At 72.3% G+C, this 25,325-nt stretch carries 17 protein-coding genes; 11 read left to right on the top strand and 6 right to left on the bottom strand.

Features of this window, described 5'->3' with window-relative positions; genetic code table 11:
• Window positions 1-263: 263 nt before the first annotated feature.
• On the top strand, window positions 264-5,114 hold the full coding sequence (locus tag Acy02nite_RS36190; protein ID WP_203751827.1) for a PDDEXK-like endonuclease domain-containing protein: 4,851 nt from the start codon (window positions 264-266) through the stop codon (window positions 5,112-5,114).
• Window positions 5,115-5,290: 176 nt separating this feature from the next.
• Window positions 5,291-8,065, top strand: a complete 2,775-nt coding sequence (locus tag Acy02nite_RS36185) for a transglycosylase domain-containing protein (protein WP_203751823.1) — start codon at window positions 5,291-5,293, stop codon at window positions 8,063-8,065.
• A 155-nt stretch (window positions 8,066-8,220) separates the two neighbouring features.
• Here Acy02nite_RS36185 and Acy02nite_RS36180 read toward each other — a convergent pair whose 3' ends face one another.
• Both Acy02nite_RS36180 and Acy02nite_RS36175 read right to left on the bottom strand, forming a co-directional pair.
• Complete coding sequence (locus Acy02nite_RS36180; RefSeq protein ID WP_239175498.1) at window positions 8,221-8,826, bottom strand: TetR/AcrR family transcriptional regulator; 606 nt, start codon at window positions 8,824-8,826, stop codon at window positions 8,221-8,223.
• Window positions 8,827-8,848: 22 nt separating this feature from the next.
• Window positions 8,849-10,429 carry an MFS transporter gene (locus Acy02nite_RS36175; RefSeq protein WP_203751803.1) on the bottom strand — a complete coding sequence of 527 codons (1,581 nt, stop codon included), beginning with the start codon at window positions 10,427-10,429 and terminating at the stop codon, window positions 8,849-8,851.
• Between the two features lie 167 nt (window positions 10,430-10,596).
• On the opposite strand from Acy02nite_RS36175, the gene Acy02nite_RS36170 reads away from it, so the two are divergent.
• On the top strand, window positions 10,597-11,604 hold the full coding sequence (locus tag Acy02nite_RS36170) for an aldo/keto reductase (RefSeq protein ID WP_203751800.1): 1,008 nt from the start codon (window positions 10,597-10,599) through the stop codon (window positions 11,602-11,604).
• Here the strand turns inward: Acy02nite_RS36170 and Acy02nite_RS36165 are convergent.
• Together Acy02nite_RS36165 and Acy02nite_RS36160 are read right to left on the bottom strand one after the other, a co-directional pair.
• Window positions 11,527-13,827 carry a putative bifunctional diguanylate cyclase/phosphodiesterase gene (locus Acy02nite_RS36165; RefSeq protein WP_203751798.1) on the bottom strand — a complete coding sequence of 767 codons (2,301 nt, stop codon included), beginning with the start codon at window positions 13,825-13,827 and terminating at the stop codon, window positions 11,527-11,529. The genes Acy02nite_RS36170 and Acy02nite_RS36165 overlap by 78 nt on opposite strands.
• Before the next feature lie 184 nt (window positions 13,828-14,011).
• Window positions 14,012-14,422: a MarR family winged helix-turn-helix transcriptional regulator gene (locus tag Acy02nite_RS36160; RefSeq protein ID WP_203751795.1), complete on the bottom strand. Its 411-nt coding sequence runs from the start codon at window positions 14,420-14,422 to the stop codon at window positions 14,012-14,014.
• Between the two features lie 178 nt (window positions 14,423-14,600).
• On the opposite strand from Acy02nite_RS36160, the gene Acy02nite_RS36155 reads away from it, so the two are divergent.
• Genes Acy02nite_RS36155 through Acy02nite_RS36140 form a run of 4 tightly spaced genes read left to right on the top strand, consistent with a single transcriptional unit; the run spans window position 14,601 to window position 18,270 of the window.
• Window positions 14,601-15,470, top strand: coding sequence for an SDR family oxidoreductase (locus Acy02nite_RS36155; RefSeq protein WP_203751792.1), 870 nt, complete (start codon window positions 14,601-14,603; stop codon window positions 15,468-15,470).
• Window positions 15,467-16,342, top strand: a complete 876-nt coding sequence (locus tag Acy02nite_RS36150; protein WP_203751790.1) for an amidohydrolase family protein — start codon at window positions 15,467-15,469, stop codon at window positions 16,340-16,342. Before Acy02nite_RS36155 ends, Acy02nite_RS36150 begins: the two co-directional genes overlap by 4 nt.
• Entirely contained in the window at window positions 16,339-16,794 is a 456-nt protein-coding gene (locus Acy02nite_RS36145; RefSeq protein ID WP_203751788.1) for a MaoC family dehydratase, read from the top strand. Before Acy02nite_RS36150 ends, Acy02nite_RS36145 begins: the two co-directional genes overlap by 4 nt.
• Before the next feature lie 9 nt (window positions 16,795-16,803).
• Window positions 16,804-18,270, top strand: coding sequence for an acyl-CoA synthetase (locus Acy02nite_RS36140; protein ID WP_203751786.1), 1,467 nt, complete (start codon window positions 16,804-16,806; stop codon window positions 18,268-18,270).
• An 11-nt stretch (window positions 18,271-18,281) separates the two neighbouring features.
• On the opposite strand, the gene Acy02nite_RS36135 is transcribed toward Acy02nite_RS36140, so the two are convergent.
• Window positions 18,282-19,034 carry an SIR2 family NAD-dependent protein deacylase gene (locus Acy02nite_RS36135; protein ID WP_203751784.1) on the bottom strand — a complete coding sequence of 251 codons (753 nt, stop codon included), beginning with the start codon at window positions 19,032-19,034 and terminating at the stop codon, window positions 18,282-18,284.
• A gap of 224 nt (window positions 19,035-19,258) precedes the next feature.
• On the opposite strand from Acy02nite_RS36135, the gene Acy02nite_RS36130 reads away from it, so the two are divergent.
• Both Acy02nite_RS36130 and Acy02nite_RS36125 read left to right on the top strand, forming a co-directional pair.
• Window positions 19,259-19,804: a hypothetical protein gene (locus Acy02nite_RS36130; protein ID WP_203751782.1), complete on the top strand. Its 546-nt coding sequence runs from the start codon at window positions 19,259-19,261 to the stop codon at window positions 19,802-19,804.
• Window positions 19,805-19,863: 59 nt separating this feature from the next.
• Complete coding sequence (locus Acy02nite_RS36125) at window positions 19,864-20,994, top strand: hypothetical protein (protein WP_203751780.1); 1,131 nt, start codon at window positions 19,864-19,866, stop codon at window positions 20,992-20,994.
• 89 nt (window positions 20,995-21,083) lie between these two features.
• Here the strand turns inward: Acy02nite_RS36125 and Acy02nite_RS36120 are convergent, their stop codons facing one another.
• The gene (locus Acy02nite_RS36120) at window positions 21,084-22,010 is read right to left on the bottom strand and encodes an alpha/beta fold hydrolase (RefSeq protein WP_203751777.1); all 927 of its coding nucleotides are present in this window, start codon (window positions 22,008-22,010) and stop codon (window positions 21,084-21,086) included.
• Between the two features lie 120 nt (window positions 22,011-22,130).
• Here Acy02nite_RS36120 and Acy02nite_RS36115 point away from each other — a divergent pair, with 120 nt between their 5' ends.
• Together Acy02nite_RS36115 and Acy02nite_RS36110 are read left to right on the top strand one after the other, a co-directional pair.
• The gene (locus Acy02nite_RS36115) at window positions 22,131-23,786 is read left to right on the top strand and encodes a GMC oxidoreductase (protein WP_203751774.1); all 1,656 of its coding nucleotides are present in this window, start codon (window positions 22,131-22,133) and stop codon (window positions 23,784-23,786) included.
• Entirely contained in the window at window positions 23,783-25,294 is a 1,512-nt protein-coding gene (locus tag Acy02nite_RS36110) for a flavin-containing monooxygenase (protein ID WP_203751771.1), read from the top strand. Before Acy02nite_RS36115 ends, Acy02nite_RS36110 begins: the two co-directional genes overlap by 4 nt.
• Window positions 25,295-25,325: the final 31 nt, after the last annotated feature.

Raw genomic sequence — 25,325 nt, 5'->3', positions numbered from 1 at the left:
GGTCGCGGTCGTCGGCTGGTGCTCACGGTCGTTGTTCGTCCCTCATGACCACCGTGAGCACCAGCCGGCGAGCGGGGGCGCGGCTGGGCCGTTTCCCGCGGCGGCGGTGGCGTTCCGGCTTGCGGGCGCGCTGAGGCGGGGCGGGCGGCTCATGGCCGTACGGGGAAATCGGGGTCTGCCGAAGGCTCGGCGAACGGAAACCGACAAAGACGAAGAACGCCATTTTCCAGCGCGAAAGCCTTTCGCACTGCTGCAATCGGGGCATGGGACCCCGCCTTGAGGATGACCGGCCCGAACCGAGGCCGGCGCGGGCCGGTGTGCACGCGGCGCTGCGGGCGTGGCGGGAGAGCCTGGTCGACCTCGGCGACAACAACCGGTTGATCAACTTCGCGGGCGGCAACGCCGACCTGGTGGAGATCACCTCGCCGGAGCCGGCTCAGATCGTCACCGCGCTGACCCGCGGGGCCCTCGCCGCGCTGACCGGGCCGGGCGGCATGCCGGGGGACGCGGTCTTCCGGACCGAGGTGCCGGAACGCTCGCTGGGCCCGCTGCTGCGCCGGATGCAACGCCGGGGCCAGCAGGAATACCTGGATCGTGGCGTCTCCGTGCTGCACCTCGCGCTCGGGCTGCTGCACTGGCGGCCGCTCGCCGACGACGAGGACACCGCCGAGACCGCCGGAGCCGCCGGGTACACCAGCCCGCTGCTGCTGCTCCCGGCCGAGCTGGTCACCGGCGAGCTGGGGGAGCTGCCCGAGCTGCGGCTGCGCGACGAGGAGCCGGTGCTGAACCCGGCGCTCGCGCTGCGACTGCGCCGGGCCGGGATCGCGGTGAAGCAGCTGGAGCCGGGCGCCGAGCTCGACGTCGACCGATTCTGGTCAGAGTTCACCGACACCGTGGCGCGGCGGCACGGCTGGCACATCGAACGGTCGGTGATCCTGACCTGCCTCACCTTCCACAAAGAGGCGATCTACCGCGACCTGCAGGAGAACGAGGAGCGCATCCTCGCCCACCCGGTGATCCGCGCGCTGGCCACCACTGATCACCGGCGGCAGACCGACGAGTTCCGGTTCACCCCGATCAGGCCGGAGGAGGTGGACCGGCTCGCCCCGCCCGAGGACGTGCCGCTGGTCCTGGACGCCGACTCCTCGCAGCGGGCCTGCGTGGCCGCCGCGCTCGCCGGGCACAGCTTCGTGATGGACGGCCCGCCCGGGACCGGCAAGTCGCAGACCGTGGCGAACATGGTCGGCGCGCTGCTGCACGCCGGCAAGCGGGTGCTGTTCGTCTCCGAGAAGGTCGCCGCGCTCGACGTCGTCCGCAACCGTCTCGCCGAGGCAGGGCTGGACCGGTACATCCTGGAGCTGCACGGGCAGCAGGCCGGGCGGCGCGAGGTGGCGACGCTGCTCGCCGCGGCGGTCGACGAGACGCCTGAGGTGCCCGGTGAGGGCCCGGTCGTCGACCGTGGCTCGCTGCGCGAGCGAAGGGAGAGACTGACTGCTTTCGCGTACGCGATGAACGAGACCCGCCGGCCCCTCGACGCCACCCTCCACGAGATCATCGGCCGCTGCGCCGGGCTCGACGAGGCTCCCGCCGCGCCGGTCCCGACGATCGTCCCCGGCTCGCTCACCCCGGACGTGATGCGCCGCGTCCACGAGGCCACCGACCAACTCGCCCGCTCCTGGCGTGCGATGGCCGGCGGCGACGGGCTGCTCTGGCGCGACGTGATCACCCGTGAGCCGCTCGACCCGGCGCTCAGCCGTGCCGAGAAGGCGCTGGCCGCGCTGGCCCGGTCGGCCAGGATCGCGGACGCCGCGGCGAAGGCGTTCGGGCTGACCGGACCGGACGACGCGCCGGCGCTGGCCCGGCTCGCCGACCACGCCGGGAGGCGTCCGGCCCAGGTCGCCGACTCGTGGCTGACCGCTGAAGACCTGGCGCCGGTGAAGAAGGCGGCCGACCGCCGGACCGGGGAGCTGGCCAGTGCCGCGGAAGCCGCCGACGCGGTGAAGCAGCGTGCCGGGGTGCCGTGGACCGCGCTGCCGTCCCCCGCCGACCTGCCGATGCCGCCCGCGCTGGAGACGCTCGTCGCGCCGGTCGAGCTCGGCTCGCTCACCGCCGCCGACGCCGACGAGCTGGCCCGCACCTTCACCAGGGCGGCCGAGCAGCTCGACAAGCACCGCCGCGCGGTCAACCGGGTCACCACCAAGCTCGGCCTGCCGCAGGCGAACACCATCCGGGACATCGCCCGGGTGGCGGCCGTCGCCGAGCTGGGAGCACGGACGCACAAGCCGGAACGGTTCTGGTTCTCCCCCGGCGCCCTCGCGGGCGTGCAGACCGGGGCGAGCGCGCTGCGCCGGGCCCTGGAACTGCTGGTCGGGGCGGAAATCCAGGCACGTCCGTACTTCTCCGAGGCGATCCTGGCGCAACCCGTCGAGGAGATCGCCGAACGGTTCGCGACGACGCACCGCGGGTTCGGAAGGCTGCGGGCGGCGTACCGGCGGGACAAGCGCGCGCTCGCCGGGTTCGTGCTGCCGGCCGCGCACCTCGGGGACGCCATCGACCGGCTGAGCACCGCCGTCGCGTGGAAACGGGCGCGGCAGGAGCTGGCGGCGGCGGAACACGCGTACGCGACCGCGCTCGGCCGGTACTGGCAGGGCCGGGCCACCGACTTCACCGCCCTCGACGAGGCGATCGCGGTGGCCACCGCCGCGCTCGCCTCCGCACCGCAGTCCGGCTTCGAGGCGGTGCTCGCCTACGTCTGCGCGCCGGCACCCGACCCGGAGCCGATCCACGTCGTCACCGAGGCGCGCGACGCGCTGCTGCGCTGGCAGGCGACGCTGCGGCCGGCGCCGTACCCCGCGGCGCGGCCGGAGCTGGTGTCCGGGCCGATCGAGGACGCGATCACCTGGCTGAACGAGCACGTCACGGCGTTGCACGCGACAGCGGACACGGTACGGGCGTTCGACGCCGCGACCGGGCGGACCCTCGACTACGCGGAGACGCTGCGGCTGGGCGAGCTGCGCGCGGCGGCCGCCACGGCGGAGGCGGCACTCCGTGGCCGCGCCGAGGAGCTGCCGGAGGCCGATCCCGCCGCGCTCGCCGCGACGGTCGAGTGGGCGGCGGCCACCCGCGAGGTCGCCGATGGGCCGCTCACCGACGCGCAGGTCGGCGCGCTCCGCGACCTGCGGCCGATCACCGGGCTCGCCGAACGCGCCCAGGAGTGGGCCGAGGCCAGCCGCGCGGTCCTCGCCGGCTTCGCCCCGACCCGGCAGCCCGACCTGCGCGAACGCTTCGCCGACTATCAGCGCGCCGCCGCGTTCCTGCGCGAGATCCGCGACGACAGCAGCGGCCAGGAGGAGTGGTTCGCCTGCCTCGACGCCCGCGACGTGCTCACCTTCCACGGCCTCGACGCGGCCGTCGAGTTCTGCGCCGACCAGCACCTGGACAGCCACGACGTGCCCGCGGTCATCGAGCGCGCGCTGCTGCACGGCTGGGTGGACGCGGTCGTCCGCGACGACCACCGGCTGCGGCCCTGGCGCGCCGAGGACCGGGACCGCCTGGTCGCCGAGTTCCGGGCCGCCGACGAGCGACTGGCGGCGGTCGCGACCCGGGACATCATCGCGGCTGTCGAGGCCCGCCGGCCGTCGGGCGACAGCACGGCCGCCGGGTTGCTGCGGCGGGAGGCGATGAAAGCAGACCGCCAATTGCCCGTACGGGAGTTGATCGCCCGCGCCCGTGACGTCGTGCTCGCCCTCCGGCCGTGCGTCCTGGCGTCGCCGCTGACCGTGAGCCAGTCACTGCCCCCGGACATCGGCTTCGACGCCGTCATCTTCGACGAGGCCTCGCAGATCACCCCGGCCGACGCGATCAACTGCATCTACCGTGGCCGGTCCCTGATCACCGCGGGCGACGACCGTCAGTTGCCGCCGACGTCGTTCTTCGACCGGGCGTTCACCGCGGACGCGACAGCGGACACCGAGGTGCTCGACTACCAGTCGGTGCTGGAGCTGGCCAAGGCGTGCGGCGCGTTCGCGGGCATGGGGCTGACCTGGCACTACCGCAGCCGCCACCAGGCCCTGGTCGCGTTCGCCAACGACGCCTTCTACCAGGGACGGCTCAGCACGTTCCCGGCGCCGGGCAGCGGCGGGCCGGACACCGGCGTCGAGTTGTTCCCGGTGGCCGGGGTCTACCGGCGCGCGACCAGCCGGGACAACCCGGTCGAGGCGGAACGGGTCGCCGAGCGCATCGTCCACCACTTCACCACCCGCCCCGATCGCACGCTGGGCGTGGTCACGTTCTCGGTGGCGCAGGCCGAGGCGATCGAACGTGCGCTGGAGAAGATCGCGGCCGGGCACCCGGCGCTGGAACGGGCGGTCGCCGACGACCGGCTGCACGGCTTCTTCGTCAAGAGCCTGGAGTCGGTGCAGGGCGACGAGCGCGACGTGATGATCTTCTCGGTCGGCTACGGGTACGACGAGTCCGGGAAGATCAGCGCCAACTTCGGGGCGCTGAACCGGCCCAACGGCTGGCGGCGGCTGAACGTGGCGATCACCCGGGCGCGGCACCGCGTGGAGCTGGTCACCTCGATCCTGTCCCGGGACGTCCCCGAGTCGGAGAACGAGGGGGTGCGGCAGCTCGCGGCCTACCTGGACTACGTCGAGCGCGGCGCCGGGGACACCAGCGCGGACCTGGCCGACGGCGCCGGCGAGTTCGTCGAGTCGGTGCTGGAGACCGTCCGGTCCTGGGGCTACCCGGCGCGGACCGGGCTGGGCACCGCCGGTGGGCGGGTCGACATCGCGATCCGGCACGGCGACGACCCGGCGGGCGACTACCTGCTCGGCATCCGGTGCGACGGGCCCGGGTACCGGGACTGCCCGGCCGCGCGGGACCGCGACCGGCTCACCGACCAGGTGCTGATCGACCTGGGGTGGCGGCTGCACCGGGCGTGGGCGCTGGCCTGGTACCGCGACCGGGCGGGGGAGGAGGCCCGGCTGCGGGCCGCGCTCGAACGGGCGGCGGCCGGTCGCCCGGGTCGTACCGGAGCGATCGAGGCGCCGGCCACGGACCGGGCGCCGGGTGCCCGGCGCCGGGTCGTGCCCGCCGCCCCGGCCAGGAAATGAGCGGCCGCGCGGGCCGGAAAGCGAGCCGCCGTTCCGGCCCGGAAGTGAGCCGCATACGGATTTTCGGGCGCAATGGTTGCCTCCGGCCGTAAAAAGTGAGCCTTTCCACCCGCGTCACCCAAATCGCCCCCTCGCGCGCGTCTCGGACATAGACGTAGCGCGAAAGGGAGGCCCGCATGCAACGGAACCCGGCCCGGCACCGCGAACAGTCCCGCCTCCCGCACCGGTTGCGCTGGCTGCGCTGGCCGGTGGCGTGGTTCCGGCGGCGTCCACGGTGGCTGCGCCGGGTGACGGCCGCCCTGGTCGCGCTGCAGGTGGTGCTGATCCTCGTCGCCGCGGGTTACGTGGTGAGCGTGGACCTGCCGTCCGATCCGACGCCCCCGCAGGCCTCGGTGCTCTACTACCGGGACGGCAAGACGGTGCTCGCGCGGATCGGCACGACCGACCGCACCGACGTCCGCCTGGACAGGGTGCCGACCGGGGTGCGGCAGGCGTTCCTGGCCGCCGAGGACCGCGGGTTCTACGACCATTACGGCGTCTCGGTGCGCGGGTTGCTGCGGGCCGTGTGGTCGAACGTGGTGAAGGACAGCGGCCAGGGCGCCTCCACGATCACCCAGCAGTATGTGCGCAACGCCTACCTGACCCAGGAGCGCACGGTCAGCCGCAAGGCCAAGGAGGCGGCCCTCGCGCTCAAGGTCGAGCACCGGTTCACCAAGGACGAGATCTTCGAGCGCTACCTCAACACCATCTACTTCGGCCGTGGGGCGTACGGGATCGAGGCCGCCGCCCACGCCTTCTTCGGCACGTCGGTGGACCACCTGAGCGCGTACCAGGGTGCGGTCCTCGCCGCGATGGTCAAGGACCCGACCCGTGGTGACCCGGCCGTCGACCCGCGCTGGACGCTGGACCGGTGGAAGTGGATCCTGCGGGCGATGAGCGGCGCAGGGTGGCTGCCGCCCGGTGCCGCCGACGCGACGCCGTTCCCGGCTGTCGCCGGTCAGTCGGTCACCGCCAGCACCAACGACGGCCCGATCGGCCTGATCACCGACCGGGTGGAGGACGAACTGGTCAGTGTGGGCATCAGCCGGCAGCAGATCCGCACCGGCGGCCTGCACGTCACGACCACCCTCGACGCGACCGCGCAGCAGGCGGCCACCGCGAGCATCGGCACGGCGCTGAAGGGCCAGCCGGCCACGCTGCGGTCCGCGCTGGTCGCGATCGACCCGCAGGACGGGGGCGTGCGGGCGTACTACGGCGGCGACCGCGGGCGCGGTTTCTACGACGACGCGCAGGCGGCCCGGCCACCGGCGTCGACCTTCAAGCCGCTGGTGCTGGCCGCGGCCGAGGAGCGCGACATCAACTACCGGTCGTACTACAACGGCGCGTCGCCACGGGTGTTCGCCGACCGCGGCGGGGCGCCGCTCTACAACCTGGAGAACCTCCAGTGTCCGATCTGCCCGCTGGACACCGCGATGGTGCACTCGTTGAACACGCCGTTCTACGCGCTGACCGAGCAGATCGGCCCGGCGAGCGTCCGGGACCTGGCCGTGCGGCTCGGTGTGCCGGAGCGTTACGGGGAGCAGACCACCCTGGTCGACCTCAAGGGCGAGCCCACCCCGGGCCGGACCCGCGCCGACATCTCCATCGGGCGCTATCCGGTCACCCCGGCCGACCTGGCCAGCGTCTACGCGACACTGGCCGGTGGCGGCGAACGGGTGAACCGGCACTTCGTCGCGTCGGTCGCGGGCCTCTACCGGGCGAAACCGAGGGCGGTCCGGGCGCTCGACCGTGGCGTGGCGGCCGACGTGGGCGCGGTGCTCTCCGAGGTGGTGGACCACCACGGCCGGGTCGCGGGGGTGCCGGCCGCCGCCAAGACCGGCTCCCAGCAGTTCGGGAACACCGCCGACTCGTCGGACGCGTGGACCGCCGGATGGGCGTCGGGCCTGGCCGCGGTGATCTGGATCGGCCGGGAGGCGCCCGGCCCGATCCGCACCAAGAACGGCAAGGCGATCAACGGCGAGGGCCTGCCGTACCAGATCTTCCGCTCCTTCCTCTCCGGGGCGCTCGCGGGACACCCGGCGAAGCAGCTGCCACCGGCGGCGAACGTGGGCAGCCCGGGCAAGGGAGACCTGGAGACCCTCGCCCCCGACACCGCCAAGTTCGCGCCCGGCCAGGTCTTCCCCGGCCCGCAGCGGGGTGACCAGGTCGACAAGTCACTGGCGAAAGGCAGTTGGGAGCAGCGCACCGAACGGCTGACCGGCGAGCTGTCGAAACTCGCGGCGGCCGGACAGGACTTCGCGGTCTCGTTCGTCGATCGCAAGTCCGGCCGGCGGTACGACTTCCGCGGCGACCGTCCGTTCGAGACCGCCAGCGTCGTGAAGGTCGAGCTGCTCGCCGCGCTGCTGCTCCAGGCGCAGGACGCCGGGCGTGCACTGACCTCCGCCGAGCGCACCCGCACCCGCAAGATGATCGTGGCCAGCGACAACGACGCGGCGTCGCAGGTCTACGCCGCGATCGGCGGCACGGCCGGGCTGCGCCGGGCCCTGGAACGGCTCGGCCTCGACGACACCGACCCGGCCGCGAACTTCGGCCTGACCACGACCACCGCGAAGGACCAGACCCGGATGGTCGACGCTCTCACGGCCACCGGCAGCCCGCTCACCAAGGCGTCCCGCGACCAGATCCTGTCGCTGATGTCCTCGGTCAACGCCGACCAGACCTGGGGCATCAGCGCCGCGTCCTTCAGCGGCGAGCAGACCGCCCAGAAGAACGGCTGGCTGGCCCGGTCCACCGAGAACAACCGCTGGATCATCAACAGCACCGGCCGGATCAGCAGCGACAAGGTCGACGTGGGGCTCTCGGTGCTGTCACACGGGCACAGCGGTCAGCCGGACGGCATCAAAGCCGTCGAGCGGATCGCCGCCCTCACCCGCAGCTACCTCGGCTGGTGACGACGGGCCGCGGCGCCGGCCTGTTCCCGTGCCGGCCCGCGGTGCGGCTTGCGCTCTGCGGCTGGTTCCCACCGTGGTTGTCGACGACGGACGACCACGGGACAACCAGCCGCAAGCGTGCGCCTTCCGGAGCCGCTGCGTCGGGCGGGGCGGGTTCAGGCGGCGAGGCCGCGGACGAGGGCGTCGACCAGCCTGGCCGGGAAGTCCTCCTCGGAGACGCCGGTCGCGTCGCCGAACATGCCCAGCATCATCGACGGGCCGGAGAGCATCAGGGCCGCCAGGTGAACGTCCAGGTCGGCCCGGAACTCGCCGTTCGCGACGCCCCGGCGCAGGATCTCGCGCATGCGCTCGCGGCGGGGCTCCATCACGGCGTGGTGCATCCGGTTCAGCTCGGGGTCGCGCTGCAGCTCGGGGAGGATGCAGGCGGTGACGATGCCGAACTCCCGGGCGCGTGACGATCGGTTCGCGGTGACCAGGGCGATCAGGTCCTCGCGGGCGGAGACGCCGCCGACCTCCGGCAGCGGGCCCTTCATGCTGCGGACCGCGTCGATGAGCAGGGCTTCCTTGTTCGCCCACCGGCGGTAGATGGTGGCCTTGCCGACGCCCGCCTTGGCGGCGACCGACTCGATGGAGAGGGCCGCCGCGCTCTGCCCGTCCGCGAGCAGCGTGAGCACCGCGTCGAGGATGGCCTGGTCGGCCTGGGCGTTGCGGGGCCGGCCAGGAGCCTTGCGCTCCTGGCCGGTCGTCGTCGTGCTGGTCATGGGGTTCATTGTTACTGAGGCGTTACGCCTCGACCAGGGCTACGCCCTGCTCCTCTGCGAGAACCGGGCTGTGCGGGCCCGCCGTCCGCTTGCCCGGCAGGAAGAGCGCCGCGACGAGAGCGCCGAGCAGCGCGAACACCAGCGAGCCGGCGGAGGCCCAGTGCATCGCGGTGACGAACGACTCGTTCGCGCTGGTGATCAGGTTCGCGCCGGTCGGGCCGGCCTGTGCCGCCACCGCGTACGCCCCGGAGATCGACTCGCGGGCCGTGTCGGCCGCCGCGCCGGGCAGGCCGTCGGTGGCCGAGCCCAGGTTGTCGCGGTAGACCGAGGAGAGGATCGCGCCGAGCACCGCGACGCCCAGGGCGCCGCCGAGCTGGCGGATGGTGTTGCTGACCGCGGAGCCGACGCCGGCCTTCTCCCGGGGCAGCGCCGACATGATCGACTCGGTGGCCGGCGGCATCACGTTCGCCATGCCGACGCCCTGGACGAAGAACGCGAGGGCGACGACCACGATCGGGGTGTCCGAGCCGATGAACAGCCAGGTGGCCAGGCCGAGCGCGACGAGCAGCAGGCCGACGGTGCTGACCAGCTTCGGGCCGAACTTCTTCACCATGTTCGAGCTGATCGGGGCGAAGACCATCTGGCCGACCGCGAACGGGACGAACAGCGCGCCGGAGGCGAGCGGACCGTAGCCGCGGACCAGCTGCAGGTAGAACGCGCCGAAGAACATGGCGCCCATGGCCGCGAAGAAGACCAGGCCGATCATGCCGGTGGAGGCGGAGAACTGACGGTTCTTGAACAGGCGCACGTCCAGCGAGGGGAACGCGATCGACCGCTCGAAGAGGACGAAGCCGATCAGCACCAGGATGCCGCCGGCCAGCGGGCCCCAGGCGAGCACGTCGCCGAAGCCGTCCTCACCGCCCTTGATCACGCCGTAGGTGAGCAGGGTCAGGCCGATGATGGAGAGCAGCACGCCGACCACGTCGATGCGGCCCGGCTTCGGGTCGCGCGACTCGGGCACCAGCAGGAAGACCAGGGTGACGCCGGCCACCACGATCGGGACGTTGATCAGGAAGACCGAGCCCCACCAGAAGTGCTCCAGCAGGAAACCGCCCAGGATCGGGCCGAGGGCGACGGCGAGACCGACCGCGCCGGCCCAGACGCCGATCGCGCGGCCGCGCTCCTTCGGCTCGAAGACGTTGGCGATGATCGACAGGGTGGCGGGCATGACCGCCGCGGCGCCGAGGCCCATCAGCGCGCGGGCGCCGATGAGCTGGTCGGGGCTGTTCGCGTAGGCCGAGATCAGCGACGCGATGCCGAACAGCGTCAGGCCGATGGCCAGGGTGATCCGGCGACCGATCCGGTCGGCCAGGATGCCGGCGGTGAAGAGCAGGCCGGCGAAGACCAGCGTGTACGAGTTGATGGCCCACTCGAGCTGACTCTGAGTGGCGCCGAGGCCGCGCTGCGGGTCGGAGATGATCCGCAGGGCCACGTTCAGCACGGTGTTGTCGAGAACCACCACGAGCAGGCTGATGACCAGCACCGCCAGGATGGCCCAGCGTCGGGGATGCCCGGCGGTCTGGGTTGTTTCTTGCGCGTTCATCCGGTGTTGCTCCCCGGTTTTCGAAACGGAACTGTCTCGTATCTCAATGAGGGACAGTAGTCCTCGGCATTGGGAAACGGAACGCTCTCGTATCGAAAGTGTCTCCCGTCACTGAAGTCGGCGGCGACGGTTGACCTGGAGCGCGCTCCAGGTCCTACGGTCGAGTCATGGAAATGATCGAACTGGGGCAAACCGGCACCCACGTCAGCAAGCTCGCCCTGGGCGCCATGCAGATGGGCGGCGCGACCGGCGAGCCCGACGCGATCCGCATTCTCGACAGCTTCCTCGACGCGGGCGGCACGTTCCTGGACACGGCGGACTGCTACGAGTGGTGGGCGCGCCGCGGCAGCCGTGGCGGCGAGAGCGAGGAACTGCTCGGGCGCTACCTCAAGGGCCGCCGCGACCAGGTCTTCCTCGCGACGAAGGGCAGTGCCCTCCCGGCGTACTCGGACAAGCTCTGGAACGCCGACGGGAGCACCGACTGGGAGCTCGCGCGCCGGACCTTCGCGGGAGCCGGCGGAGACACCCTGCGGCAGGCGCTGGACGGCAGCCTGCGACGGCTCGGCACCGACCACGTCGACCTCTACTACGTGCACGTGGACGACCTGGGCACGCCCCTCGAGGAGACCCTCGAAGCGCTCGACGGGCTGGTCCGGGCCGGCAAGATCCGCTACCCGGGCTGGTCGAACGTGCGGACCTGGCGGCTCGAGGCGATCCGGCAGCTCTGCGACCGGCACGGCTGGGCGGCGCCGGTGGCGGTCCAGCAGCAGCACTCCTACCTGCGCCCGAAGGTCGGCAACGCCTCCGCGTCGATCGTCGGCGCGGAGCAGTCGGAGTACCTGGACCAGCATCGTGACCTGCAGTTGGTCGCCTACTCGCCGATCCTCAAGGGCGTCTACGACGACCCGGCGGCCCAGCGGACCGGGGCCTGGGCGCTGGAGAACTACGCGGGGCCGGACGCTGACGCGCGTCTCGCCGTACTGCGGGAGGTCGCCGGTGAAGTCGGTTCGACGCCCAACCGCACGGTGCTGGCGTGGCTGCTGCACCAGACCGCGCCGTCGGTGATCCCGCTGATCGGCCCGAGAACTCCCGGGCAGCTAGACGACCTGCTCCCGGCCCTCGACATCAAGCTCGACGCCGGTCAGCTCGCCCGCCTGGACGCGGCCGGGGCGTAACTCCACGGACTCGCGCGGCTCGACCAGGGCCAGCTCCAGGATGCCCTCCTGTCCGACGGGGTGGGACAGTAGGTAACCCTGGGCGAACTCGCAGCCGAGCCGCGCCAGAACTTGCAGGTCGGCGGCGTTGTCCACGCCCTCGGCGACGGTCACCATGCCGAGGGCGTGCGCCATCTTCACCATCGCGTCGGCCAGCGCCGTGCGGGCCTGGTCGCGGTGGATGCCGGCGACGAACGCCCGGTCGATCTTCACCACGTCCCAGCCGTGGTCGGCGACCCGGGCCATCGACGAGTAACCGGTGCCGAAGTCATCCACGGCGATCTTCACGCCGGCACGGCGCAGCGGCCCGAGCGCGTCCTCCACGGTCGCGGGCTCGGCCACCCCGGTCTCGGTCAGCTCCAGGGTGAGCATGTCCGGCGGGGTGCCGGCCCGATCCAGCGCCGCCAGCACGAAGTCGGCGGTGAACCGGTCGAGCTGGCGCGGCGACAGGTTGACCGCGACCGGGATCCACCGGCCGGTCCGGTCGAACCAGCCGCGCTGCGCGGCGAGGGACTGGTCGAGGACCACCGCGAAGACCTGCGCGATCGTGCCGGCCGCCTCGGCGATCGGCACGAACACCGCCGGGGGCAGCACGCCGTCGGCCGGGTGATGCCACCGGGCCAGCGCCTCCACCGAACTCAGCCGGCCGTCGCCGACCCGGAACACCGGCTGGTAGACGCAGAAGATCTCACCCGGATGGCTCAGCGCGCGCCGCAGGTCCGCGTCGATCCGCAGCCGCTGCGCCGCCTCCGCGCGGATCTCCGCGTCGAACCGCACCATCCGGCCCCGGCCGGCCGCCTTGGCCTGGTACATCGCGGTGTCCGCGTCCTGCACGAGCGCGTCCGGGTCGGCGTTCCGGTCGCCGGTGGTGCGCAACCCGATCGACAGCGTCGCGAAGAACTCGGTGCCGTCGGCGAGCCGCATCGGCCGCCCGAGGGTCGTGGCGACCCGGTCGGCGATCTGCGCGGCCTGCTCCTCGGTCGTCTCCGGCATCAGGATGACGAACTCGTCGCCGCCGAGCCGGCAGACCACGCCGGCGTCGCCGACCGCGGCCCGCAGCCGGGCGCTGATCTCGATCAGCAGCTGATCACCGGCGTCGTGCCCGAGACTGTCGTTGACGTCCTTGAAGTGGTCCAGGTCGCAGAAGAGCAGCCCGACCCGGGCCGTGGGCGCGGGCGGCATCGCGTTGAGTGCCAGCGCCAGCCGGTCCATCAGCAGACTGCGGTTGACCAGCCCGGTCAGGATGTCGTGCCCGGCCCGCCAGGACAGCTCGTGGATCGGCCCGGCCAGCCGGACCGCGACCAGCGCCATCGACAGCGCCGACCCGAGCACCAGCGGGGTGTCCGAGCCCGGCTCCCAGAACAGGTGCAGGCAGGGCAGCAGCAGCGCCGCCCCGAACAGGATCAGCGCCCGGGGCAGCGTCAGCGTCCGCATCACCGAGCGCCGGGGCGTGGTCGCCACCATCGAGGGGTGCAGCGCGGCCGTGCCGAGCAGGATCGGCATCGCCATCCAGCCCAGATCGATCAGACCCCCTTCGCGGTACGACCCGGTCAGGCCCTGATGCGTGTAGAGCGCGTCGGAGAGGAACCAGGCCACGAGCCCCGACAGCAGCCAGCGCACGCCCGGGGTGCGCAGCTCGACGCCGAGGGCGAGGGCGAGCGCGCAGTAGACCACCAGCAGCGTGCTGACCGGCGCGGCCATCGCGACGAACCGGGCGGTCACGCTGCCGCCCTCGGTCATCGTCGGGCCCACCACCAGGATCCAGGCGATGCTCGCCAGCGGTGACAGGATCACCGCCGCGTCGACGAAGGCGGTCCGGCCGGCGCGGGACGCCAGCATCGCCGTGCCGGCCGCGATGGTCAGGTGGCCGAGAAGGTAGAGCACGTCGGCGGGGGAGGGGAACGCGGGATCCCCGGTCCGGGCGGTGTGCAGCGCGAAGATCACGTCGCCGGCCGCGGAGAGCGCCAGGCCGCCGCCGATCACCAGCCAGCCGCCGCGCCGCCGCGGGACGTGCCCGCGCAGGCCGATCCAGGTGGCGATCGGGGCGGTGCTGTTCACCACCACGTAGATCCACCGCGTCCCGGCGTTGAACGGCACGGTGAGGTAGACGACCGCGAGCGCGGACGTCACCAGCAGGTAGATCCACCACAGGTGGCGGATGCCGCCCCGGGAGCGGCCGATCATGCGCCGTCACCGGTTCCGGGTCCGCGGGTCTGCACGCCGCTCCTATCGGCCGCCGTCCTGCTCGCCGGAGAACTCCGGGCGGTGCGCCTGCCCTCGCCCGGGGGCGGCCGCCGGGGACCGGAGCGCGGGAGTGCCACTGGACCGAATACTGCCGCACCCGGGCGGGGAGGGTGTGCTCTTTCGCTCAGACCAGGGACTGCCAGGCCGTGATCAGCGACTGGCGGAGCTCCGCGGCCTGATCGGCGGTCAGCTTCGCGATCATGCGGTTCTCCAGCTCCCGGACCGGTGTGGCGACCGCCGCGATCAGCGCCCGCCCGTCCCCGGTGAGGTGGATCAGCAGTTCGCGACGGCTGGCGGGGTTGCGCTCGCGGCGGATCAGGCCGCGGCTCTCCAGCGCCCGGACCATGTCGGCCATGGACTGCGCCGTCACGAACGAGTCGCGGGCGAGCTGGGCCGCGGACAGGCCGTCATGTCGTTCGAGGACGGTGAGCGACGTGTATTGCAGGGCGGTGATGCCGTGTCCGCGGACCACCTCGTCGAGGCGTGCGCGGACTGCCAGCTCGAGCTGTTTGACCAGGTAGAGCAGCGACGGCATGGGGCCCTCCGACGTGGTGAAGATGCTGCGACATTACCGCGTTGACAGGAAACCTGATCATCCATGAGACTCGGAATCAACAGGATTCCTGTTAATCGTGGGTGGCGCGCCGAGTTCGGCGGGCTGCGGGGCCCGGACCGGTCGCGCCACCCACCGTCTTCGTGAGAGGTTGAGACACATGGATCTGAGCGGCAAGGTCGCCGTCGTCACCGGCAGTGGCCGGGGCCTCGGCCTGGCATACGCCAAGGCGCTCGCCACGGCCGGCGCGTCCGTCGTCGTCAACGACGTGGAGCCGGCCGCGGTCGACGCGGCGGTGGCCGAGGTGCCCGGATCCGTCGGGGTCGCCGCCGCGGTCGGTGCCACCGAGAGCGCGGAGCAGCTGGTCGCGGCCGCGGTCGAGGCGTTCGGCAAGCTGGACGTGCTGATCACCAATGCCGGCATCCTGCGCGACCGGGTGCTCTGGAAGATGACCGACGACGACTTCGACGCGGTGATCAAGACTCACCTGCGCGGCACCTTCACCTGCGCTCGCGCCGCCGCGATCCGGATGCGCGAGCAGGGCACCGGCGGGCGGCTCATCCTGATCTCCTCGCCGGCCGGGCAGCGCGGCAACTTCGGGCAGACGAACTACGCGGCGGCCAAGGCCGGGATCGCGGCGATGGCCCGGACCTGGGCTCTGGAGCTGGCCCGCAGCGAGATCACCGTCAACGCGGTGGTGCCGGTCGCCGCGACCGAGATGACCAAGACGATCCCCGCCTTCGCGCCCGCCATCGAGGAGGCCGAGCGCACCGGGCAGCCCTACCCGGCCTGGTTGCGCCACGACGAGGGGCTGGGCACCGTGGAGGACGTGACCGGGCTGATCACCTTCCTGGCCTCGGATGCCTCGAAGGCCATCACCGGGCAGGCGATCGGGGTCGGCGGCGACAAGCTGGCCCTCTGGTCGCACCCGGCCGAGAAGGAGGTCGTCCACCGCGACGGTGGCTGGTCGGCCGACGACATCGCGGGGTCGTGGAACTTCCCCTCGGAGACGTACGGCATCCCGTCATGAATCTCGACGACCTCGTTGCGATCGACGTGCACACGCACGCCGAGGTCAGCAAGGACGGCCACAGCTCGCTGAGCCCCGACCTCTTGAACAAGTCCGCGGACTACTTCAAGGCGCACGGCCACCGCCAGCCCACGATCGACGAGATGGCGGCGTACTACCAGGAGCGGAAGATGGCCGCCGTCGTCTTCACCGTCGACGCCGAGCACGCCACCGGCCACCCGCGCATCGCCAACGAGGAGATCGCCGAGAGCTGCGCGGCGCACCCCGGCACGCTGATTCCGTTCGCCAGCGTCGACCCGCACCGGGGCAAGGCAGGTGTCCGCGAGGCCCGGCGACTCGTGGAGCAGCACAAGGTCAAAGGCTTCAAGTTCCACCCCAGCATCCAGGGTTTCGCGCCGGACGACCGGCTCGCCTACCCGCTCTACGCGGCGATCGAGGAGCTGGGCGCGGTCGCGCTCTTCCACACCGGCCAGACCGGGATCGGCGCGAATGTGCGCGGCGGTGGCGGCATCCGCCTCAAGTACTCCAACCCGATGCTGGTCGACGACGTGGCCGTGGACTTCCCGGATCTGCGGATCATCCTGGCCCACCCGTCGTTCCCGTGGCAGGACGAGGCGCTCGCCGTCGCCACGCACAAGGAGCACGTGCACATCGACCTGTCCGGCTGGTCCCCGAAGTACTTCCCACCCCAGCTCGTCAGGTACGCGAACAGCCTGCTGCAGGACAAGGTGCTGTTCGGCTCGGACTATCCGGTGATCACCCCGGATCGCTGGCTGGCGGACTTCGCGAAGCTGGAGCTGAAGGACGCCGTACGGGAAAAGATCTTGAAGTTGAATGCCGCCAGGCTGCTTTTCGGAGAGGAAACAGAATGACGACTGTGGTGAATGGTCTCGACGAGCTCAAGGCCCTCGCGGGCACGGACCTCGGCGCCAGCGAGTGGCTGGAGATCACCCAGGAACGGGTGAACACGTTCGCCGACGCCACCGGCGACCACCAGTGGATCCACGTGGACCCCGAGCGGGCCAAGGACGGGCCGTTCGGCGGGCCGATCGCGCACGGCTACCTGACGTTGTCGCTGGTCATCCCGCTCTTCGGCGATCTGCTCAAGGTCGAGGGAACCAAGATGGGCGTGAACTACGGGCTGGAGAAGGTACGTTTCCCGCACCCGGTCCGGGTCGGCTCGAAGATCCGGCTCGCCGCGAAGGTGGTCAGCGTCGAGGACGTGCCCGGTGGCACGCAGAGCACGTTCGACTTCACCGTGCAGATCGACGGCGTCGACAAGCCGGCCTGTGTCGCCCGCACCGTCTACCGCCAGTACTTCTGAGGCCTGACCATGCACAACGCGGGGCTGGGCTCCTGGCCGGCGCGCCGGGCGGCGATGTCGCCCGGGCGCGTCGCGCTGATCTTCGAGGGCCGGCGGGTGACCTACGCCGAGCTGCACGTGCGGATCGCCCGGCTCGCCGCCGCACTCCATGAGGCCGGGGTGCGGCGGGGTGATCGGGTCGCCTATCTCGGTCCGAATCATCCCGCTTTCGTGGAGACGATGTTCGCGACGTGGCTGCTCGGCGCGATCTTCGTGCCGTTGAACTTCCGCCTGACCGCGACCGAAATCGAATACCAGCTGAGCCACAGCGGGGCCACCGTGCTGATCCAGGCGCCGGGCATGCCCGCGGTCAGCGCGCCGGTGACGTTCTCCACCGGGTCCCTGCCGGACGCCGAGCCGATCCATCCTGACGAGACCGTCGCGCACGACGACGTGGCGTGCATCCTCTACACCTCGGGGACGACCGGCCACCCCAAGGGCGCGATGCTCACCCACGGCAACCTGATCTGGAACTGCTACAACCTGCTCGTCTGCGTCGACGTCGCGAGCGACGAGGTCACGCTGGTCAGCGCCCCGCTCTTCCACGTCGCGGCGCTCGACCAGTGCCTGCTGCCGACGTTCCTCAAGGGCGGCACCTCAGTGATCATGCCGGCCTGGGACGTCGACGGCTGCCTCGACCTCATCGCCGAGCACCGCGTGACCTGGATGTTCGGCGTCTCCACGATGTACGCCGGGCTCTGCCAGTCCCCGCGCTGGGCGGACGCCGACCTCCGCTCGGTCCGTAGCCTGATGACCGGCGGCGCCTCCGTCCCGGCGGCGCTGATCCACCGGTACCAGGAGCGGGGACTGCTGTTCTGCCAGGGCTACGGGATGACCGAGACCGCGCCCGGCGCCACCTTCCTGGAGGCGCGCGAGAGCCGGGAGCACGCCGGCTCGGCGGGGCTGCCCGTGTTCTTCACGGACGTGCGCTGCGTCAGACCCGATCTGACCGGAACTGATCCGGGGGAGCCCGGCGAGATCCTGGTCCGTGGGCCGAACGTGACGCCCGGCTACTGGAACGATCCGCAAGCGACCGCGGCGGCGTTCGTGGACGGGGGCTGGTTCCGCTCCGGTGACGTGGCGGTCGTCGACGAGCACGGCCACTTCCGGATCGTCGACCGGACCAAGGACATGTACATCTCCGGCGGCGAGAACGTGTATCCGGCCGAGGTCGAGGCCGCGATCTTCGAGCATCCCGCGGTGGCCGAGGTCGCCGTCGTCGGTGTGCCCGATCCGAAGTGGGGAGAGGTCGGGCGGGCCTTCGTCGTGCCACGCCAGGGGGCGTCGCTCGCGCCCGGCGACGTGCCGGCGTTCCTCCGCGACCGCCTGGCCACATACAAGATTCCGGTCTACGTCGACGTGGTCGGCGACCTGCCGAAGACCGGCTCGAACAAGGTGCGCAAGGGGCCACTGCGCAGTCTCCCGCTGCCGCGCTGACCCCGGCCGGGTCAGCTCCAGGCCGCCGAGACCAGGGCGGGAAGGATCTCGGCGGCCGGACCCCGCAGGTTCGCCGTGGCGATCGGGTCGAGCGGCGTCGGCTCAGGGTTCACCTGCAGGACCGCCGCGCCGGAACGCGCCGCCAGCCGCGGGATCTCGGCAGCGGGATAGACCAGGCCGGACGTGCCGACGGTCAGCAGGACATCGCACTGCGAGGCGGCCTGGGCGGCGGCGAAGAGCGCCTCCTCGGGCAGCTGCTCGCCGAACCACACCACGCCCGGCCGGACCGGGCCACCGCAGTGGGCGCAGCGCGGCGGCGGGATGCGCCGGCCCTCGGCCGGCTGCTCCGGCGTCGCGGGGCTCGGCGTGGGACGGGAACAGGTGGCGCAGCGCGGCGCGAAGAGGCTGCCGTGCAGGTGGACCGCGGCCTCCGAGCCGGCGCGCTCGTGCAGGTCGTCGACGTTCTGGGTGATCAGGGTCAGCTGCGGGACGTGGGCGGCCAGACGGGCGACGGCGAGGTGCCCGTGGTTCGGCCGGACCTGCTGGACGAGCCGGCGACGCCACTCGTACCAGCCCCAGACCAGCTCCGGGTCCTCCTGGAACGCCTGCGGAGTGGCCAGCGACTGCGCGTCGAAGCGGGACCACAGGCCGGTCAGCGCGTCCCGGAACGTGGGCACGCCGCTCTCCGCGGAGATCCCGGCGCCGGTGAAGACCACCACGTGGCGGGCCTGTCCCAGCAGTTTCGCGGCGTCGTTCAGGGCCATGTCAGCGCGCTCCTCATCCGGTGCGGTGAATTCCCGCGTACCGCTTCTCGTCGGTGCAGTCCGAAGAGACACCGGCCGCCCCTCGTCGACCTGCGCCGATGAGGACGGGTGCCGTTCTTCTCCGGCCGGGGCCGAGGAGAAGTGTGGCAGCCGCGGCCCGCGGGCCGCATCACCGTTCCCGTCGTGGGTCGTTTGAGGGGTCAGACGGGTGTGCTGGAGGTTCGGTGAGTCGAGGGCGAAACCTCTTGGTGGTCGCGGTTCTGGCCGGGATGACGCTGTCCGGCTGCGGCGGGTCCACCGCGGCGGGGCGCGGGCTCGGCCCGGCCGCCGGCAGCTCACCGCCCGGAACCGTGGCCACCACCGCGTCGCCGAGCGCGCCGGCGCGGGTGATCCTCGCCCCGGAGGATCCGGTCCGGACCGTTCTGCCCGGCGGCGAGATGCCCGTGGACGACTCGCCGGACCCGGCCGAGCCGGCCGCCTCCGCCCCGGCGAGCTCCCGTCCCGCCACTGTCCCCGACCGTGCGCCGGCGCCGGCGTCGCGACCGCCGCACCCTCGGCCGCGGGACACCACGGATGGTCCGGCACGGCGGGCGCGGCCGGCCCCGTCGGCCCCGATCGTCAGGGATCTCCCGGCCAAGCCGAAGAAGAATCCGCCGAAGCCGGCGAAGACAGCGGTCTCGGCGCCGGCGGCCACGGCGGCGCCCGCCGCAGCGGCTTCGGCGCCCGCCCCGGTCCCGGAGAAAGCGTGCGCCGCAGCGGAGTGCCGTTGACACCGGCGCGGACCGCTGCGGACTGGCGGCGCCGCGTCGATCGATACGGATCGCGCGCGATGACGGTGGTCGGCGACTGGATCGTGCCCGGCCCGCGGCCCGGCCCGTCCGAGCCGCGGATCAGCGCGCTGGTCGCGCTCGTCGCCCTGCTCGGTGGCGTGCTGCCGATCATCGTCATGGTGGTGACCTGGGCTTCCAAGCCGAAACCGGTGCACCGGGACTGCCCGGTGGCGGCGCACGCAAGGTCCGGATCGGTGCTCGCCGATCAGCCCGCGCGAGGACGCTACCGGCCCGGCGGACAGTGCAATTCGACAGGATCGGAAAACCGCGTCGAGCGTACGGACGTGGGCCGCTACCGCGTGACCTTCGGCGGGCTGGGGCAGGACGGTGGCGTGGCCGAGGTCACTCCGCTCACCGGCGACGACCGGATCTGCACACTCCCGGACTGGCGGCCGGACGGCGACGACGAGCGGGTCGAGGTGGCCTGCTTCGATCGTTCAGGGGCGCCCGCGGACAGTGGGTTCTCGGCCCGGTACTGGTATCTGCGCGACAGCGGTGGAACGGCTGCCTACCTGCGGCTCGGTGACCCGGGGCGGACGAGTCAGACGGTCGAGGACGCGTACGGCTACAACTCGGCCGGCGGGATCAACTCGGCGGACCGTGAGGACGTCGGCTCCTATGTGGTCTACTTCGGTCGTCAGGACCGGGCGTCGGGCGGAACGGTGAAGGTGTCGGCCGTGGGTGGCACGGCGGCGGTGTGCGGGGTCGAGCGGTGGTTCGCCTACCCGGAGGGCAACTACCTCGCCGTCCGGGTCCGCTGCCGGGACGCCGCGGGACAGGCCGTGGACTCCCGATTCGCTGTCGCGTTCTCGGTGGGGCTCGGCGGCGGGGTGCCCGGGGCCCATCTGCTGGCCGATCGGCCGTCGGACGCCGGGTACACCGCGACCGGGGCCTACCAGTTCAACAGCGCGGGACGGTCGAACACGGTCACGCGCTCGGCGGTGGGCGATTATCGGGTGAGCCTGCCCGCGGTGTTCGGCGCCGGCGGGAACATACAGGTCACGCCGTATGCCGGTGATGCCCGTTGCGTGGCCGTCCTCGACGACCAGATCTCCGGCGTACGGGTCGTCTGCCGCGGCCCCGCCGGGACGCCCGTCGATGCGCAGTTCCTCCTGGCCTACTGGCAGTGACCGGTACCGATCAGCCTGGCCCCGCCTCACCGGCATCGGCAGGTTGACTCTGCCCCGGGGGCAGGGCCGAGGCTTCTCCTCAGCGGCGCTCACCTCAGGCCGGCGGGATGCAGGAGCAGATCGGCGCAGCGTCGAGGGGCGTCGGGGAAGGGGAGGTGGCCGCAGCCCGGCAGGGGGACGTGACGGGCGGCCGGCAGGACGGTGCGGGTGCGAAGGGCCTGGTTGCGGTAGGGAAGGACGACGTCGCGGGTGCCCCAGGCGATGGTGACCGGAATGCGGGACAGGGCGCCGGGGTCCACCGAGGACCACGGGGTGAGGTGGCGGAAGGCGGAACGGGAGGAGCGGAAGCCCGGGGCGCCGGCGAGTGCCCGGGCGTCGGCAAGGCAGTCGGCCGGGTCCAGGCTGCCCGGGTGGGCGTAGAAGACGGCGCACAGGGCTGTGCGGCCGGCGCGGGTGGCCATCAGGCGCGGCAGTGAGGAGGCGAGAGCGGTGCTGCCGGCGTGGGCGGCCCCGACGACGAACCGGCCCCAGCGGCCACCGCCGACCGGCCAGAAACCGACCGGGGAGAAGGCGGTGACGGCGTGGGCGCGGCCACGCCGGCCGAGCTCGAGGGCGATGCCGCCGCCCATCGAGCTGCCGCCGACGTCGACGGTGTCGAGGCCGAGCGAGTCCAGGAACGACTCGACCAGGTCGGCGAGGTGCGGCACCGAGCCGGGAACGGTGCGGTTCTCGGCGGCATCCCCGTGGGCGGTGCCCGGGTGGCCATTGTCCGGTTGGGCCTTGGCCGGTTTGGCCTCGTCCGGGTGGGCGGTATCCGGGTGGGCGGCGTCCTTGCCGGCGGTGGGTGGCGGCCACAGGGGTGAGGCGCCGAAGCCGGGAAGGTCGACGGCGATGACGTCGCGGTGTGCGGAGAGGAGATCGAGGATCGGGGTCCACACCTGCCAGCGGCTGCCGATGCCGTGGATCAGCAGCAACGGCGGGCCGGAGCCGCGGCGGTCGTAGTCGAGCGACGTCATCACGGCACCATGCCGTGGAGTGCGCCGCGACGGCACTGTCAAGGGGGTGGATTCGCGGTGTGCGTCAGACCGGGAACGACGTTGTTGACATGTCGCCAATAAGGGCGTGATGCTACGCCGATGTCGTACGACTACGACGTCCTCGTGATCGGCTCCGGGTTCGGCGGCAGCGTGACCGCGCTGCGCCTGACCGAGAAGGGCTACCGCGTCGGCGTTCTCGAGGCCGGCCGCCGGTTCACCGACGAGCAGTTCGCCACGACGTCCTGGCGGCTGCGCGACTACGTGTACGCGCCGGCACTCGGGTGCTACGGCATCCTGCGGCTGACGCTGCTCAAGAACGTACTGATCATGTCGGGAGCGGGGGTGGGGGGTGGGTCCCTCGGCTATGCGAACACGCTCTACGAACCGCCGGACGCGTTCTACGACGATCCGCAGTGGTCCGCGATCACGGACTGGAAGGCAGAACTCGCGCCCTACTACGACCAGGCGAAGCGCATGCTCGGCGTGACCGTCAACCCGGTGGAGACGGACTCCGACCGGGCGTTGCGGGCCGTCGCGGAGGACCTCGGAGTGGGGCACACCTATCGCCGTACGCCGGTCGGGGTCCTGTTCGGAAGCGAACCCGGCGCCGGCCTGCCGGACCCCTTCTTCGGCGGCGCCGGCCCGGCCCGGCGGGCGTGCACCCTGTGCGGGTCGTGCATGACCGGCTGCCGCAACAACGCCAAGAACACCCTGGTCAAGAACTACCTGTACCTGGCCGAGCGGGCGGGCGCGACCGTCCACCCGCTGACCACGGTCCGCGACGTCCGGCCGCTGCCCGGCGGTGGATACGCCGTCCACACCCGCCGCACCGGCGGCCTGAGCAGGAAGTCCTACACCGCCGGGCAGGTCGTCTTCGCCGCCGGCGCGCTCGGCACCCAGCGACTGCTGCACCGCCTGCGCGACCGCGGCAGCCTCCCGGGCATCTCCGCGCGCCTGGGCGAGCTGAGCCGCACGAACTCGGAGTCGATCCTCGGCGCGCGCACCCGCCGCAAGGACCGCGACTACAGCCACGGCGTCGCGATCACCTCGTCGATCCACCCGGACGCGGTCACGCACGTCGAGCCGGTCCGCTACGGCCCGGGCAGCAACCTGCTCGCCCTGCTCTCCACCGTCATGGTCGACGACGCCGGCCGGCGGCCGCGCTGGCGGGCCGGCCTCGGGCAGCTCGCGAAGGCCGGCCGTGACCTGCGGCTCTACCTGTCCCCACGGGACTGGTCCCGGCAGACCGTGGTGCTGCTCGCGATGCAGCCGCTGGACAACTCGATCACCGTGTTCCGCCGCCGCGGGCGCCTGACCAGCAGGCCGGGGATCGGCGAGCCGAGCCCGGAATGGGTCCCGGCCGCGCACGACGTCGCCCGGCGCACCGCCGAGAAGATCGACGGCGTGCCGCTGGGCTCGTACACCGAGCTGGTCGGCAAGCCGGTGACCGGCCACTTCATCGGCGGCTGCGCGATCGGGGCGGTCGTCGACCCGTATCACCGGCTCTACGGGCATCCGGGCCTGCACGTGATCGACGGCTCGGTCGTCGCCGCGAACCTCGGGGTGAATCCGTCGCTGACCATTACGGCTCTGGCCGAACGCGCGGTCGCCCTGTGGCCGAACGCGGGGGAGCCGGACGCGCGTCCGCCGATCGGCGACGGCTATGTCCCGATGGATCCGGTCGTTCCGGGCAACCCGGTGGTGCCGGCGACAGCGCCCGCCGCTCTGCGACTGATCCGGGTGGAGGGGCGATGAGCCCCCGCATCCTGATCATCGGCACCGGCTTCGGCGGCGTCGCGGTCGCTCACGCCCTGCTCAAGGCGGGTTTCACCGACCTGATCATGCTGGAGAAGGCGCCCCGGCCCGGCGGCGTGTGGCGCGACAACCTCTATCCCGGCTGCGCGTGCGACATCCCGGCACCGCTGTACTCGTTCTCCCACGCCCAGAATCCCGCCTGGAGCCGCCGTTTCCCACCCCAGCCGGAGATCCTCGCCTACCTCGACGCCTGCATCGAGAGGTTCGGCCTCGCGGACCGGATCCGATGCGGTACGGAGGTCGCCGCCGCCACCTGGACCGGAACGTTCTGGCAGGTCACCACCACGACCGGGGAGACCCTGGAAGCCGACGTGCTGATCCCCGCCGTGGGCCAGCTGTCCCGCCCGATCGTCCCGCAACTACCCGGAACGTTCGACGGCCCGGCCATGCACACCGCCGGCTGGGACGCGACGGTGCCGATCGCCGGCAAGCGGGTCGCCGTGATCGGCACCGGCGCGAGCGCGATCCAGCTGGTCCCGGCCATCGCGGGGGTCGCCGCGCACGTGACGGTCTTCCAGCGGACCGCGCCGTGGACGCTGCCGAAGCCGGACCGCCGCTACGGCCGTACGCGCAAAGCTCTTTATGGGTCGTTCCCGGCGTTGATGGGCCCGGCGCGCGCCGGGACGTGGCTGATGACCGTCGTCACCGGCCTCGCGGTGACCGGCAACCGGGCCGCCGCGGCACTCCTGCGCGCCGTTTCGATCGCGCAGCGTCACTGGCAGGTGCGCGACCCCGAGCTGCGCCGCAAGATCACCCCGGTCGAGCCGATGGGCTGCAAACGCGTCCTGTTCACGAACGCGTGGCTGCCGGCCCTGGCACGACCCGACGTCGAGCTGGTCACCGACCCGATCTCCGCGGTGACCCCGGGCGGGATCCGGACCGCTGACGGCACGGAGCACCCGGCCGACGTCATCGTCTACGGCACCGGGTTCGCGGCCACCGAGTTCCTGGTCCCGATCAGGGTCACCGGCCGTGACGGCGAGTCCCTCAACGAGGTGTGGCGGGACGGCGCGCACGCGTACCTCGGCATGGCGGTGCCCGGTTTTCCCAACATGTTCCTGGTCTACGGCCCGAACACGAACACCGGGAACACCTCGGTCGTCTTCTTCCACGAGGCCCAGGCCCGCTGGATCGTCCAGGCCGTCCGTCACTTGGATCACAGTCAGGTGCCGCTCGAGGTACGACCGGAGGTCGCGGCCGGCTACGACCAGGAGCTGCAGTCCCGCCTGGCCGGCAGCGTGTGGGCCTCCTGCCGGAGCTGGTACCGCACGGCCGCGGGCCGCGTCGTGACCAACTGGCCCGGAATGGCCGCCGAGTACCGTCGCCGCACCGCCCGCCTGCGCCCTTCCGACTTCCAGCCCGCGGTGCATTCATCCCGTTCGCAAAGGCGCGATTCCGAGATTCCTGATCTGACCCGGCAACGCTCGGACGGACATTCCGGTGACTAGTGCCCGTCCGTCGCCGGATGGGCACCGATCA

It is taken from the genome of Actinoplanes cyaneus, assembly GCF_016862095.1.
Taxonomy (GTDB): Bacteria; Actinomycetota; Actinomycetes; order Mycobacteriales; family Micromonosporaceae; genus Actinoplanes; species Actinoplanes cyaneus.
The sequence above is the reverse complement of the archived record's forward strand: the minus strand, read 5'-3'. Positions and strand labels throughout refer to the sequence as shown.